The following is a 15012-nucleotide window of genomic DNA, read 5'->3' on the forward strand; positions in this document are numbered from 1 at the left end:
CGAGATGACCATGAAATGAGTGTAGAACGCACTGGTCGGCGCGATGAGGCGGGCAAATCGCCTGCGAAGTCGACACCGGGTGACGAGGTGACTCCGGGCTGAACACCTCGCGGCCCGTTCCGCTGTCCTCGCGGGGTGGGCGTGATGCCCGGGCCTCAGGACGGCAGACGCGGGTCCGTACGGGCGGGCCCGCCGTGCGCTCACCGGCCGACCAGCCAGGCAGGCGATTACGATGCGTGACTGATCGTGGCGAGTCGGGTGCGGAAGGTGACGAGTGGTCGTCCTGCCTCGGAGATCGGCTTCGTGCAGCGGGCGAGGGTGTTTCCGGCGGGTGTGACGCTTGCGAGCGTTGGGAGGTCGATGAAATCCCCGCATGTTGTCGGCGAAATTTGTTTCACGTTCGAGTGGTATCGCGCCGTCCGACTCACGTAGCGCTCATCTTTCCGTGGGAATCGGCTTGCTCGTTCGGAGTAGTCGATTCAGTAATTCGGTGGATTGGCTGGCCGGTGTTCAGCGTGAACAAATGATGTGACAACGACCGACTGGAGGGGCGTCGACGATGACTGCTCGGTATGAGGCCTACTGCTTCGCCGATCCCGTCTTCTATGACTCGTCGACGGCGGTCGGTGTTGAATCCGATGCATTCGAGGTCGAGCTGCCCGCGTTGCCGCCCGGCTGGCGAAGACATGATCGAGAAGACTGGGCGGTGTGCCTCAATATGTCGGGGGCGCTGCCGAGGCAGGGGTGGAAGATCCACGTTTCCGCAGGTCTGAGCAATGCCGGTCAGGTTCTCGACGCGGTGTGGAGATATTGCACATCGCAGGGAGTCTCGTTCAAGTTCTTGCGTACCAGACGTATTCTTCTCGCTAGAAACTCGAAATATGCCGAGCGGGCTGGCAGTGGAAAACTGATCACCATATACCCGCCGGACGAGGTGGCGCTTCGTCGAATTCTGGTCGATCTGGACCGTCGGCTAGACGGCGCAGAAGGCCCTTATATACTCAGTGATCTTCGGTTTGCCTCCGGTCCGCTGTACCTCCGCTACGGCGGCTTCGTCGACCAGTGGATGATCGATGAGTCGGGGAATCGCGTGAGCGCCGTCACCCGCCCGGACGGCACCCTGGTCCCGGACCGCCGCGAGCCCCGCTTCGTCCTGCCGGACTGGGTCACGCTGCCGGACTTCCTCCAGCCGTACCTCGCCGCCCGCCGCGGCGGGCCGCCTGCCGACTTCGACTATCGGATCCACAGTGCGCTGCACTTCTCCAACGGCGGCGGGGTCTACCTCGCGGACAGGCTCGGCGACGGCGTCGAGGTGGTGCTCAAGGAGGCGCGTCCGCTGGCTGGTCTCGACCGGGACGGCACCGATGCCGTCACCCGACTGGACCGGGAGTGGACCGCCCTGCGCGCCCTCGCGGGCCTGCCCGGCGTCCCCGAGGCCTACGAACGTTTTCCACTGTGGGAGCACCGGTTCCTCGCGATGGAGCGTCGGCCCGGCATCCCGTTGGGTCGCTGGCTGGCCGTGCATTACCCGCTCACCAGACAGGACCCCGCCCGAGACGAGCTGATCGCCTTCCGCGACCGGGCGATGGCGATCCTGGCCGCCGTGGAGCGGCTCGTCGACGGCGTGCACGAGCGCGGCCTGGTCTTCGGAGACCTGCACGACCGCAACATCCTCATCGACGCCGACGACTCGGTTTCACTGATCGACTTCGAGCTGACCCTGCCGGTGGAGCAGGCCAGACGCCCCGCGCTCGGCGCGCCGGGCTTCACCGCGCCTGCCGACCGCGTCGGCTTCGAGATCGATCACTACGCCCTGGCGGCCCTGCGCCTGTGGATGTTCCTGCCGCTGAACGCGATGCTGGCGCTGGCACCGGACCGGCTGACCGCGCACCTCGCCTTCGCCACCGAACGGTTCGACCTGCCCGCCTCGTACGGCGACCGGCTGGCCGCCACCCTCCGAGGGCGCGGCTCGGCGGTCGACTCCCCGGCGCCGCGCACCGTGCTGGACGACGCGACGACGGACCCGGTCGCCGCCCGTGACTCCCTGCTGCGAGCGGTCCTCGCCTCCGCCACCCCGGACCGCGCCGACCGACTCTTCCCCGGCGACGTCGAACAGTTCTCCGTCGGCGGCGCCTGCTTCGCCCACGGGGCGGCCGGGGTGCTGTACGCGCTGGACGTCGCGGGCGCCGAACGGCGTGTCGAGCATGAGCGGTGGCTGATCGAGGCCGTCCGCCGCGAGCCGCCGCCGCGTGCCGGGTTCTACGACGGCGCGCACGGCATCGCCCACGTGCTGGACCGCCTCGGCCACCGTGAGACGGCCGACGAACTGATCGACGGCGCCGCGAGTCTCGTGCCGAGGATCACCGACCACGGCCTGCGCGGCGGGCTGGCAGGCATCGGCCTCAACCATCTGCATCTCGCGGCCACCCGGCGCGCTCCGGACCACCACGCCACGGCGGTGGAGATCGGCACTCGGCTCGTCGACGTGCTGGCCCTCGCGCCCGCACCCGACCCGGAGGGGCGGGCACGAGCCGGGCTGCTGTACGGCTGGTCCGGGCCCGCGCTGCTGTTCCTGCGGCTGTACCAGCGCACCGGCGACCCGGCCTGGCTGACCGCCGCCGACCGGGCCGTGGGTCGAGACCTGTCGGAATGCGTCGCCGTTCCCGACGGCGCCACCCAGGTCCGCGACGGGTCCACGCGCACCCTGCCGTACCTGGACGTCGGCAGCGCGGGCATCGCCGTCGTGGTGAACGCGCTCGCCGCGCAGCACCCCGAGGCCGACTCCGCCTCGGCACTGCCGGATCTCCTGCACGCCTGCCTCGGCGACTTCGTGATCCACCCAGGACTGCTGCTGGGCCGGGCGGGACTGATGGGCACCCTGGCGCTGGCCGCCCGGCGCCGCGCCGACCCGAGGATCGAGGCGGGCATCCGGCGGCATCGCGACCTCTTCGCCCTGCACGCCGTGCCCTACCAGGGCGAACTGGCCTTCCCCGGGCACCACCTGCTGCGGCTGTCGATGGACCTGGCGACCGGCGGGGCGGGCGTGCTGCTGGCCATGACCTGCGTGCTGGACCCGATCGCTCCGCTGCTGCCGTTCCTCGACGAGGTCGCCCGACCGCCGACGTGACGTTCGACCGTCGGCCCCCTGAGCCCGTCCGCCGTCCGGCGGACGGCGGAGAAGAAGAATCAACGAAGGAGATCCACCGATGGAGTTCGTCCTCGACCTGCAGGCGACCGAGACCCCCGACGCCCACCTCGAGGTGGCAGGCGGGGGAGCGGGCGGCAGCCGTGCCAGCCTCCTGCTGTGCGGCGACAGCGGCCTGAGCGTCGTCACCTGTAACTGACGCTCGGACACCGCTCGGAGCCGGGATCGGCTGCTGAGTGAGACGGGCGGGAGCGGCACAATCCACGTGCGCCGCTCCCGCCCCGTCCATCATGGTCGATCTTGACGAGAGAGAGGACGGGCATGGCGCTCGGAGCGGGAGATCGCCTCCTGATGCGCACCGTCTCGCAGCGCCGAGGAGCCCTGTTCCTCCTGGTCGGCAGTGGTCTGTGCGGCACGATCGCCGTGCTGCTGCTGCCTGCCGCACTGTCCCGAGGAGTGGACGCCGCCGTGGCGGGCTCGCCGATGGCCGCCGCCGTCTGGGTCGTGCTGGCCTTGGCCGTGGTCGACATCGTCACCGAGATCCTCGGCGAGGTCCTGCGTGCCCGGCTCGTCGCCGACACGGGCGCCGAGCTGCGCCGAGGCCTCGTCCGGCACCTGGTCGCCTTGGGCACCCGACGTCATCCGTTCCGCCCCGGCGACGCCCTCAGCAGACTCACCAGCGACTGCGCCGAGGCTGGTGGCGCGGCGGTGATCCTCGTCGGCCTGCTCACCGCGGCGCTGTCGGCACTGGGCGCCCTGGCCGCCCTGGCGCTGCTGGACTGGCGGCTCGCGGTGGTCTTCGTCCTCAGCCTGCCGCCCGCCGTCCTGCTGGCGGGCGGGCACCTGCGTCGCACCGCAGGCCATGTCGCCGACTACCAGCGGATCTCCGGTGAACTCGCGGGGAGACTCGTCGACGCCGTGCGCGGGCGGCGCACCATCCTCGCCGCAGGCATCGCCGAGCAGGAGACCGTCAGGGTGCTGCGCCCGCTGGGCGCGCTCGGCGAGGCGGGCCGAGGCATGTGGCGCACGCAGTCGGTGATGGTCTGGCGTGCCGCGCTGCTGCTGCCCGCAGTGGAGGCCGCCGTCGGCGTCACCGCCGGGTTCGGCGTCGCCGCAGGCAGGCTGACCGCAGGAGAGCTGCTGGCCGCGCTCGGCTATGTCGCCCTGGGCATGGGGCTGGTGCGCTCCGCCGCGCTGCTCACCACCCTCGCGTCGGCGCGGGCGGGCGCCGCGCGGCTCGCCGAGGTCCTGACCACGCCGACTCCGTCAGACCTGGGACTCCCGGCCCCGGCGGGCGGGGGGAGGCTGGAGTTCGACCGGGTGAGCGTGCACGACGATCAGGGCGAGCCCGCGCTCCGGGACCTCACGTTCGACGTGCCCGAGGGCGGGTTCCTCGCCGTCGTGGGGTTCTCCGGTGCCGGAAAGTCCGCCGTGGCGGCGGCGGCGGGCGGTCTGCTGATTCCGGATGCCGGGGAGGTCCGCATCGACGGCGTCGCGGTCAGCGCGCTCGGCCCGTCCGCGCGTCGCGCCGTGGTGGGGCAGGCGTTCGACCGACCGGTGCTGATCGGGGACACCGTGGGCGCGGTCGTCGGCTACGGCGGGACCGAGGACGAGTCACGGGTGCGGTCGGCGGCCGTGGCCGCGCGCATCGACGACGCGGTGCTCCGGCTGCCCGAGGGCTATCGCACCGCGACGGCGGACGCGCCCTTCTCCGGCGGGGAGGTCCAGCGGCTGGGGCTGGCGCGGGCGCTGGTCGCCGAGCCGAGGGTGCTCGTCCTCGACGACGCGACCGCCAGCCTGGACACGGTCACGGAGGCCGAGGTCAACCGGGCCATCGTCACCGCGCTGCCCGGACGGACACGGCTGGTCGTGACGCATCGCGTCGCCGTGGCGGCGGGCGCTGATCGGGTGCTGTGGCTGCACCAGGGCAGCCGCCGAGGCCTGGCGACGCACGAGACGCTCTGGCGCGATCCCGCCTATCGCGCGGTCTTCGCCGAGGCACCGGGATGACGGCAGAGGAGCAGCCCGCCCACGGGCGCCGGGGGACCGGAGACGGCGTGGCACTGGAACCCGGCCGGCCCGGTCTCGCCGGGCGGCCCGATCGACCGGACCGAGAGGACCGAAGCCTGCGGCGGCGGTCGCCGGGCGGAGCAGGCCGGGGGGACCGCGCTGCGGGTGCCGAGGCCGTCATGCCCGAGGATGCCGGGGGCCGCCTCCGACGTCGCGCCCGAGATCGTCGGGGTGCCCGAGGCCTCGGTGCCCTCCCGTCCCCCGCGACCTCCGCCGTGCCGGGGGCTTCCGCCGCGGACGAGGACCGGGGACGCACCCCGGTCGATGTCGGCGAGGTCGCTGTCCATCGACCGCCGGGCCCGCTGCGCCTCCTGCGTCGAGCCCTCGCGGGCAGTCGTCGGACCGTGGCGGTGATCCTGGGCTGGTCGCTGGTGGAGGGCGTGCCCGCGCTGCTCTCCGGCGCACTGGTCGGTCTCGCGCTGGACCGGGGGTTCGGGATCGGCCTGCCGTGGATCGGCACCGCATGGCTGCTGCTGCTCGCCGGGGTCTGTGTCATCGGGGCGATCGGGTCACGACTCGTCTTCGCCCGACTCGGCGACGTTGTGGAGCCGCTGCGCGACAACCTGGTCACCGAGGTCGTGCGCGGCGTCCTGCACGCGGCACCCGGCGGTGCCTCGACCGGCGATGCCGGGGCGGTGGCGCGGATCACCCGACACGTCGAGGTCGTCCGGGACGTCGTCGCGGGCCTGCTCGTCCAGGCCAGGGGACTGGTGGTGACCACGGTCGCCTCGGTGGTCGGGCTGGCCGTCGTCGCGGGCCCGCTGATCTGGCTGGTCCTGCCCCCCGTGGTGTGCGCGCTGCTGCTCTTCGCCCTGCTGTTGCGTCCGCTCGCCCGCAGGCAGCGGGACCTGGTCCTGGCGGACGAGGGGACGGCGGCCACGGCGGGCACCGTCTTCGCCGGGATGCGCGACGTGGTGGCCTGCGGCGCATCGGACACCGCGATCACGCAGGTGGCCTCCGGAGTCGAGGCCCAACGTCGGGCGGCCGTCCGACTCGGGACGGCCGGGGCTCTGCGGGTGTTGATCGTCGGGCTGGGCGGGCTGGTGCCGCTGCTGCTCGTGCTGGCCGCCGCCCCCGGCCTGGTCGCCGAGCAGCGCCTCAGCCAAGGGGCCGTGCTGGCCGCCATGGTCTACCTGACGACCGGTGTGCAGCCGACGCTGATCGCGCTGGCTCAGACGGCGGGCACCGCCGTGCTCCGCCTCGTCACCACCCTGCGGCGGCTCGCCGAGGGCGCGGCCGCGCCGGAGGACCCCGGTGAGACGGCCACGATCTCGTCCGCCGCTGCGGATCCGAGCCGCAGCACGGGCGAGTCGTCGGGCCCGCGCACCGAGCCCGACTCCGGGACCGCCGTCGTCGTCCGCGAACCCGCCGCAGGCGACGCCGCCCGCCCTGCCGCTTCCCGCGCGGCAGGCAGGCCCGCCAGCCCGACCGGGTCGACCGGGTCGGCAGGGTCGACCGGGTCGCCGCAGGCTGCGGCAGAGCAGGCCGAGAGCGATCTGCCAGGAGCTCCGACGCCTGCCGCCGAGCGTCTCCCCACAGCTTCGGTCGCTCGCGACGCCTCGATCTCCGGCGCACGGTGCGACGGCGCGCCGCTGCTGCGGGTCCGGGGCGTCACCTTCGGCTGGGGCGCCGCCGCGAGACCGGTGGTGCGAGATCTCTCGGTCGAGTTGGGCCCCGGCGATCATCTCGCTGTGATCGGCCCCAGCGGCATCGGCAAGTCGACCCTGGCCGGGCTGCTCACCGGCGGGCTCCGACCTGCCTGCGGGACCGTCACGCTGGGGGGCGTGCCCGTCGCGGCGATGCGCCCGGCGGCTCGCGGCCGCGAGATCGTCCTCATCCCGCAGGAGACCTACCTGTTCGCCGGCACCGTGCGGGAGAACCTGGCGCTGCTGACGCCGACGGCCGACGACGGCACGCTGCTCGCCGCAGCCGAGGCGGTCGGCGCGGCCGGACTGATCCGCGAACTGGGCGGGCTCGACTCCGACATCGGCCACGGCGGCGGTGCGCTCTCCGCAGGCCAGGCGCAGCTCATCGCCCTGAGTCGGGCCTACGCCACCGACGCACCGGTCGTCGTGCTCGACGAGGCCACCGCCCACCTCGATCCGCGGGCCGAGGCGCGCGCCGAGACCGCCTTCGCGCACCGAGGCGGCATCCTCGTGGTCATCGCGCACCGGCTCAGCTCCGCCGTCCGCGCGCGGCGGGTGCTGCTCATGGACGGCGCCAGGGTCCACTCCGGCAGCCATCGGGAGCTGATCGAGTCCTCCAGGCTCTACGCCGATCTCATGCGGGCCTGGTCCGTGCCGGCCGGCGCAGCGGCCCCTGGGGCGGCCGAGTCCCCCGGCGAACCCGGGCCGGGCAGCGCAGGCTGAGCCGTACGCCCGGTCTACCCGGCAGGCGGACGGCTGTCGCGGCTCAGCCCAGCGCCCACAGCGTCGACCAGGCCAACCCGGTGACCACGAGGGTCGAGGCCAGCCCGAGCAGCAGGGCGCGCGGGCCGGTCCGCCGCAGCGCGGCCAGGCGAACCGTCGTGCCGAGGCCGAACAACGCCGCCGCGAGCAGGACGGTCGTGAGTGTCGCGGCCTGCGCCAGGACGACGTCGGGCAGCAGGCCGCTGCTGCGCAGCGCCACCGAGGCGAGGAAGCCTGCCACGAACAGCGGGATCAGCGGCGGCCGAGTCCCCGTCGTCGGTCTGCGGCGCCGTTCGACGACGCTGATCGCCGCGATCAGCGGTGCCAGCAGCACGACTCGGCTCAGCTTCACCACCACGGCCGAGGTGACGGCCTCCTCGCCTGCGGGTGCGGCGGCGGCGACCACCTGCGCCACCTCGTGCACGCTGAGCCCGATCCACCGGCCCAGGTGCTGCTCGTCGAGCCCGAGCGCCCCGCCCGCCAGGGGCAGCGCCGCCACCGCGAGACTGCCGTAGAGGGTGACCAGGGCGATCGCGGTCACGACGTCCCGTTCCTCGCGTCTGATCACTCCCTCGACGGCCGCCACCGCCGAAGCGCCGCACACCGCGAATCCCGTGCCCACACACAGCGACAGGCCACGGGAGAGCCCCAGGAGCCTGCCGAGCCAGACCGTGACCACGAAGGTCCCCGCCACGGTGAGCAGGACGGCGAGCAGCACGCCGGGACCGACGCCGAGCAGCTGCGGGATCGACAGCCCCAACCCGAGCAGCACCACACCCGCCCGCAGCAGTCTGCGGGTCGCCCACGTGACGCCGACCGAGGCGGCGGCGGGCAGCAGCGGCAGGTTTCCGGCCAGCACACCGAGCAGCAGTGCCGCCGTCACCAACCCGACGGACGGGATCGCGGCGTGCAGCACCGCCGCGAGCCCGACGGCGACGGCGACGACGACGAGCCCCGGCACCAGCCGGGCGGGGGCGAGGCGAGAACTCGAGGCGGCGACGGTCGACGGTCGCGGGTCGGTCGGCGGTGCGCCGATGTCGCAGGCGTCGGAGGACGGGTCGCCGGCTGCCGTCGAGACGCCGACGGTGCTCTCGCCGCAGGCCTCCGCGTCTGCGGTGGGACGGTCTGCGCTGGGACGCTCGGCGTCGGAACCGGTCGGGTGCGGTCCGCCTGCCACCGGACGGGTCGTCTCGGTGACGGCTCCACGATTGCAGGCCGACGCGGCGGTGCCCACGGCGACACTGTCGGCACCGAGGGCGGCCGGGCTGCATCCGGCCCCGGCGTCGCAGGCCGCGAGGCACGCTTCGCCGTCCGCCGAGCCGGCACCACCCGCGCAGTCCCACGAATCCGACGCAGGCCGGGCCCGTCCCGCGTCCACCGCCTCCTCGCCCGCCCACCTCGGGAGGCGGTCTGCTCCTGTCGTCGGGTCGCCGATGCTCACGACGCCCCAGCATTCGGGTGTCGCCTGCGGGTCGGTAGCCCTCGAATCCGACTGGGGTCATAACCTGTGTGCATGACCGACGACCCGGATCTCCGCTCGTTGCGGCTGCTCGTGGCGGTCGGGGAGCACGGCAGCCTGAGCCGGGCGGCCGCCGACCTCCACGTCAGTCAGCCCTCGGCGAGCAAGCGACTCTCCCTGTTGGAGCGGCAGCTCGGCCTGGTGCTGGTCGATCGCACCCGGCGCGGCTCCACACTCACCCCCGGCGGGCAGATGGTCGCCGACTGGGCGCGGCGGGTGCTCGACGAGTTCGCGGGTCTGGTGACCGGGGCGCAGGCCTTGCGCGCCAGGCATCAGGCGACGTTGCGGGTCGCGGCGAGCATGACCGTGGCCGAGCACCTCGCCCCCGGCTGGTTCGGCGAGCTGCGGGCGGCCGCACCGGACCTCTATGCGGGGTTGCAGGTCACCAACTCGGAGACGGTGGCGGAGCTGGTGCGCTCGGGCGGGGTCGATCTGGGGTTCGTCGAGTCGCCGTCGGCCCCGGCAGGGCTGGCCGCTCGCCGGGTGGGCACCGATCGGCTGGCCGTGGTGGTCGCGCCGGGGCATCCGTGGGCGCGGCGTCGCAGGCCCGTCGACGCCGCGCGCCTGGCGGCCACGCCGCTCGTGGTGCGCGAGATCGGCTCCGGCACGCGCGAGACACTGGATCGTGCCCTGACCAGAGCGGGTGCGCCGCCCGCCACCGTCCTGCTCGAACTCGGCTCGACCACGGCGGTGCGCAGTTCGGTCATCGCCGGGGCAGGCCCCGCCGTGCTCAGCGTCCTCGCGGTCGCCGTGGATCTTCGCGAGGGCAGACTGGTCGAGGTCGCGGTGGCCGACGTCGACCTGCGGCGGACGCTGCGGGCGGTGTGGACGTCGGGTCGCAGGCTCGTCGGGCCGCCTGCCGAGCTGCTGGCCATCGCGCTGCGCCCGAGCTAGCCCGCGTATCCGCCGCCACCCGCTCACGGCCCCGTCCGGCTCCAGGGTCACGCGACCGAGCGTGTCTCGGGCAGCGGAGAGCGTTCGGCGAGGGCGGTGTCGACATCACACGCGGCTGGTTCGGTGCGCGTGGTGGGCGTGCCCGCTCCGGCACCGAAGTGGTCTCCGATCCGCCGGGCGCGCTGACCGGCCCTGATCCTCCGCAGCAGCGGCCCGAGCCTGCCCGGACGGCGTGACGTGCGACCTGCGCGGCGGGATCGGCGGGGCAGTGTGAACGCGGTCCTGCGGGGCGGCGCGGACCTGCGACCTGGGACACGTTCATGCGCCGACGAATGATCGAGAGCTTTAGGCTAGCCTGACCTAACTCTGGTCCGTGCTGGTGAAGGGAAAATCATGGTGCCGCACTCGTCCCCCCGGAATCTACGCCGGGTGGTCGTCGGCCTCACCGCCGCTCTCCTGCTGGTGTCGGCCTGCGGCACGGCCGACGAGTCCGCCGAGTTACCGGACACCGGATTCGAGGGCGACAGCGGAGCGGGCGCCGCCTTCCCCGTGACCATCGAGCACCAGTACGGCGAGACCGAGATCACCGAGCCGCCGCAGCGCATCGTCACCCTCGGCATCAATGATCATGACCCGTTGCTGGCGCTGGGCGTGACGCCGATGGCCGTCCATCCCTGGGTCGGATTGGACTCGGTGGGCCCGTGGGCGGCCGACGCCCTCGGCGACGCCGAGCCGGCGGTCCTGCCCGGCAACTCCGACCCGACGCCAGAGGAGGTGCTCGCTCTGGCACCCGATCTGATCCTCGCGGTGACCTACTCCATGGACGAGGCCACCTACGATGCGCTCTCCGAACTGGTGCCCACGGTCGTCCGCTCGGCAGATCACGCCGACTACGCCATCCCGTGGCAGGACCACACCGAGGTGATCGGTGATGCCGTCGGCAAGCCCGACGAGGCCGCCGCGCTGATCGAGGAGACCGAGACGCTGCTCGCCGACACCGCCACCGAACATCCGGAACTGGCGGGCCGGACCGGCGCCGCGCTGCTGCCCAACCCCGACGGCGGCTACTGGCCGTTCACCGACCTCGACGCCCGAGGCCAGTTCATGACGGCCATGGGATTACGACTGCCCGACGAGTTGGCCGAACTCGACGACGGCGCCTTCTACATCGACCTCAGCGCCGAGCGGATGGACCTGTTGGAGTCCGATGTACTGGTGATCCTCGACCAGGGCGGCAGCGAGGAGGCCGCCCAGGACGACGCGGTCTTCCAGGCACTGGACGTCGTCGAGCGGGATGACGTCATCTGGCTGGACACCGAATACCTCGGGTTGGCCATGGCGCACAACACGGTGCTGAGCATTCCCTACACGATCGACGAACTCCTGCCCCTGATCGTCGAGAAGGTGGGTTGACCCGGCCGCAGCTCGGCAGCCGCGAACGTCCATGCACGAGGGAAGACGAGATGTGGAACGAGGCGACCGGACTCGTCGCAGCGTTGTCGAGGCCTCCGGGGCCACCCGGGCGGCAGCCGTGACGACGCTGCCCCCTGGCGGATCGGTGCCCGGTCCAGTGCCGGGCACCGGCACGGTCGAACCCCGGTCCGTCGCGAATCGATCGACGGACCGGGCTGCCCTCGACAGTGGTGCGCGGACCCGCTCCGGGCCGCCTGCCGCCGACGAATCCCGGCAGGCGGGCGGCGGCACCGCCGCCGCGGGGCAGGAGCGGGGCTCCGCCGGGGACCACGTCGTCGGAGCAGGTTCAGCCTCGACCGGCCCGGCGGACGAGGACTCCACCGACCCCGCGACCGTCGATCCCGTCGGCCGCCCGTCCGTCCGGCGCACCCTCGGGCTCGGCGCGGGCCTGCTGGGACTCGGGCTGGTGCTGCTGGTCGCGGTGCTCGCCGGGCTGGCCGTCGGCGCCAAGCCCATCCCGTTCTCCGTGGTGCTGGACGCCTTCACCCACGACGGATTCTGGACCTTCGACGCCGCCGACGGCGATCACCTCGTCGTCCGGGAGATGCGGCTGCCCAGGACGCTGCTCGGCATCCTGGCGGGCGTGGCGCTCGGTGTCGCGGGCGCCCTGATGCAGGGCGTGACCCGCAATCCGCTGGCCGACCCTGGAATCCTCGGGGTGAACGCGGGCGCCGCCTTCTTCCTGGTGACCGCGATCAGTGTTCTCGGGGTCACCACGTTGACCGGATACGTGTGGTTCGGCTTCGCGGGGGCGGCGGTGAGCGTCGTCGTGATCTACGGCATCGCGGCGATGGGTCGCGAGGGCGCGACGCCGCTCAAGCTCGCGTTGGCCGGTGCGGCCATGAACGCCGCGCTGCTGTCGTTGACCACGGCGGTGCTGATCACCGACTCCGCCGCCTTCGACCGTTTCCGCTTCTGGCAGGTCGGCGCGTTGGCGGGTCGAGGGATGGACGTGGTGGTGCAGGCGCTGCCCTTCATCCTCGCCGGGCTGCTGCTCGCGCTGGTCTGCGGCCGGGTGCTCAACGCGCTCTCGCTCGGGGAGGACCTCGCGCGGTCGCTCGGCAGACGGGTCGGCCGTGATCGACTGCTCGTCCTGATCGCCGTCGTGGTGCTCTGCGGGACGGCCACGGCCGCAGCGGGTCCGATCGGCTTCATCGGTCTCGCGGTGCCGCACGTCGCCCGGCTGATCACCGGACCCGACTACCGGTGGATCCTCGCCTACTCGGCGTTGCTCGCCCCCATCCTCCTGCTGACCGCCGACATCCTGGGGCGTGTCGTCGCGAATCCGGGTGAACTGCAGGTCGGGGTCGTCACGGCCGTGCTCGGGGCGCCCCTGTTCATCGCGTTGATCCGCCGACGTCGACTGCTGGAGCTGTGATGGCGACCAACGGAACCGGCGGCATCCTCGATCGGGCGGGCTCGGAGCGAACCCCGTCCGGCGCGCCAGGAACCCGGCCCGCAGGCGGGCCGCCTCGGCGGGACCGGGGCGGCGACCGGCCAGACTCCCCTCGCCGTCCTGGCGCGACCGAGTCCGCTCGACACGCGGTGGCCCGCGCCCGTCGGGGACAGGGCCTGCGGAACACGGCGGTGACGCTGGGTCTGGCCGTCGCGGTGCCCGTCGTCCTGGTCGTGTCGTTGTCCCTCGGCGACTTCCCCGTCCCGGCCTCCGAGGTCCTCGCCTGGTTCGTCGGCGGTGCCCAGCCCACGACCGACTTCATCATCGGCGGACTGCGCCTGCCTCGGGCCCTGACCGGACTACTGGTGGGCGTCGCGCTCGGCCTCTCGGGCGCCCTGTTCCAGAGCCTGCTGCGCAATCCGCTCGCCAGCCCGGACATCATCGGCATCACCTCGGGGGCGTCCGCCTCCGCCGTCATCTCCATCGTGGTGTTCGGGGCGAGCGGCGCGGCGGTGTCGATCGGTGCGGTCTGCGGCGCGCTGGTCACCGCGCTGGCGATCTATCTGCTGGCCTGGCGACACGGAGTCGCCGGACAGCGGCTGGTGCTGGTGGGCATCGGCGTGGCGGCGATCCTCACCGCCGTCATCTCCTACGTGATGACCAGGTCCCGTGTCGAGACCGCCGAGGCGGCCCTCGTCTGGCTGACCGGCAGCCTCCACTCCAGGACCTGGGCCCATGCGACGCCGCTGCTGTGGTGTCTGGCCGTGCTGCTTCCCCTGGTGGTGGTGCTGTCCCGACCACTGCGTGCGCTGCAACTGGGCGACGATTCGGCAGCGGGACTGGGCGTCCGGGTGGAGCGCTCGCGGCTGGGGCTGATCACGGTCGGCGTGGCCTTGGCGGCCGTGGCCACCGCCGCCGCCGGTCCGGTGTCCTTCGTGGCGCTGGTCGCCGCGCCCATCGCCCGGCGGCTGACCGCAGGAGCGGGCCTCGCGCTGCTGCCGTCCGCCCTGACCGGCGGTCTCCTCGTCCTCACGGCCGACCTGATCGCCCTGCACCTGATCGACGGCGTCGACTTCCCGGTGGGCGTGATCACCGGGCTGGTGGGGGCGCCGTACCTGCTGTGGCTGCTGGCCGTGTCGAATCGCGGAGGACGAAGCGGATGACGCCCGATGGAGTCGATCGCCGCCGACGCGCCCCCCGCGGATGCAGACCGCGCGGAATGAGACGCGACGGACGGCGTGGAGTGGACGTGGTGGCACAGGTGATGAGGAGCATCGGATGACGGACCGACACACGCTGAGCGCGGAGAATCTGCGCCTGTCCTACGGCAGCCGCGAGGTCGTCAAGGACCTGAACGTGCAGATCCGGCCGGGAAAGGTCACCGTGATCGTCGGGGCCAACGCCTGCGGGAAATCCACGCTGCTGCGTGGGCTGGCCCGGCTGCTGGCCCCCGCCGCAGGCACGATCCACCTCGACGGCAAGGACATCAACTCCCAGTCGACCAAGGCGGTGGCTGCGGTGCTCGGCCTGCTTCCGCAGTCGCCGACCGCCCCGGAGGGCATCCGGGTCGCCGACCTGGTGGGCCGGGGCCGCTACCCGCATCAGGGCTGGTTCCGCCAGTGGAGCACGGGCGACGACGACGCCGTGGCCGAGGCGTTACTGGCCACCGGAACCCTGGAACTGGCCGGGCGCTCCATCGACGAGCTCTCCGGCGGCCAGCGACAGCGGGTCTGGATCGCCATGGCGCTGGCCCAGGGCACCGACCTTCTGCTGCTCGACGAGCCGACCACCTTCCTCGACGTCAGCCATCAGATCGAGGTGCTGGACCTGCTGACGGACCTGAACCGGCGCAAGGGCAGCACCGTGGTGCTGGTGCTCCACGACCTGAACCTGGCCTGCCGGTACGCCGACCACCTCATCGCGATGAAGCAGGGCGCCATCGTCGCCGAGGGCGCACCGACCGACGTCGTGACCGAGGAGCTGGTGTCGGACGTGTTCGGCATGGCCTCGCGGGTGGTGCCCTGCCCCGTCTCGGCCACGCCGATGGTCGTTCCGATCGGCAGGCACCACTCGGCCACCGCCGTCGACTCCGTGTCGGGCTGAGGCG

10 protein-coding genes are annotated in these 15012 nt (G+C 72.9%); 9 read left to right on the plus strand and 1 reads right to left on the minus strand.

The features are described 5' to 3' along the window. Window positions 1-559: 559 nt before the first annotated feature. The 4 genes from lanKC to UA74_RS33520 all read left to right on the plus strand — a co-directional run bounded on the left by lanKC (window position 560) and on the right by UA74_RS33520 (window position 7584). The gene (gene lanKC / locus UA74_RS13295; protein WP_075764465.1) at window positions 560-3127 is read left to right on the plus strand and encodes a class III lanthionine synthetase LanKC; all 2568 of its coding nucleotides are present in this window, start codon (window positions 560-562) and stop codon (window positions 3125-3127) included. A 79-nt stretch (window positions 3128-3206) separates the two neighbouring features. Continuing rightward, window positions 3207-3344 carry a SapB/AmfS family lanthipeptide gene (locus UA74_RS13300; RefSeq protein WP_075740515.1) on the plus strand — a complete coding sequence of 46 codons (138 nt, stop codon included), beginning with the start codon at window positions 3207-3209 and terminating at the stop codon, window positions 3342-3344. A gap of 101 nt (window positions 3345-3445) precedes the next feature. Next, window positions 3446-5155: an ABC transporter ATP-binding protein gene (locus tag UA74_RS13305; RefSeq protein ID WP_318533298.1), complete on the plus strand. Its 1710-nt coding sequence runs from the start codon at window positions 3446-3448 to the stop codon at window positions 5153-5155. A gap of 404 nt (window positions 5156-5559) precedes the next feature. Further along, window positions 5560-7584 carry an ATP-binding cassette domain-containing protein gene (locus UA74_RS33520; RefSeq protein WP_232237744.1) on the plus strand — a complete coding sequence of 675 codons (2025 nt, stop codon included), beginning with the start codon at window positions 5560-5562 and terminating at the stop codon, window positions 7582-7584. Window positions 7585-7627: 43 nt separating this feature from the next. On the opposite strand, the gene UA74_RS13315 is transcribed toward UA74_RS33520, so the two are convergent. Next, window positions 7628-8857, minus strand: coding sequence for a YeiH family protein (locus UA74_RS13315; protein WP_404799975.1), 1230 nt, complete (start codon window positions 8855-8857; stop codon window positions 7628-7630). A gap of 279 nt (window positions 8858-9136) precedes the next feature. On the opposite strand from UA74_RS13315, the gene UA74_RS13320 reads away from it, so the two are divergent. The 5 genes from UA74_RS13320 (at window position 9137) to UA74_RS13340 (ending at window position 15008) form a co-directional block, all read left to right on the plus strand. Next, window positions 9137-10036 (plus strand): LysR family transcriptional regulator, encoded by a 900-nt coding sequence (locus UA74_RS13320; protein ID WP_075740517.1) that lies wholly within the window; start codon window positions 9137-9139, stop codon window positions 10034-10036. 393 nt (window positions 10037-10429) lie between these two features. Beyond that, the gene (locus tag UA74_RS13325; RefSeq protein WP_075764469.1) at window positions 10430-11449 is read left to right on the plus strand and encodes an iron-siderophore ABC transporter substrate-binding protein; all 1020 of its coding nucleotides are present in this window, start codon (window positions 10430-10432) and stop codon (window positions 11447-11449) included. A gap of 145 nt (window positions 11450-11594) precedes the next feature. After that, the gene (locus UA74_RS13330; protein WP_318533299.1) at window positions 11595-12887 is read left to right on the plus strand and encodes a FecCD family ABC transporter permease; all 1293 of its coding nucleotides are present in this window, start codon (window positions 11595-11597) and stop codon (window positions 12885-12887) included. Then, window positions 12887-14068, plus strand: a complete 1182-nt coding sequence (locus UA74_RS13335) for a FecCD family ABC transporter permease (protein ID WP_083683180.1) — start codon at window positions 12887-12889, stop codon at window positions 14066-14068. The genes UA74_RS13330 and UA74_RS13335 overlap by 1 nt, the downstream gene beginning before the upstream one ends. Before the next feature lie 115 nt (window positions 14069-14183). After that, window positions 14184-15008 (plus strand): ABC transporter ATP-binding protein, encoded by an 825-nt coding sequence (locus UA74_RS13340; RefSeq protein ID WP_075740519.1) that lies wholly within the window; start codon window positions 14184-14186, stop codon window positions 15006-15008. Window positions 15009-15012: the final 4 nt, after the last annotated feature.

The sequence above is a fragment of the Actinoalloteichus fjordicus genome (genome assembly GCF_001941625.1).
Classification (GTDB): domain Bacteria; phylum Actinomycetota; class Actinomycetes; order Mycobacteriales; family Pseudonocardiaceae; genus Actinoalloteichus_A; species Actinoalloteichus_A fjordicus.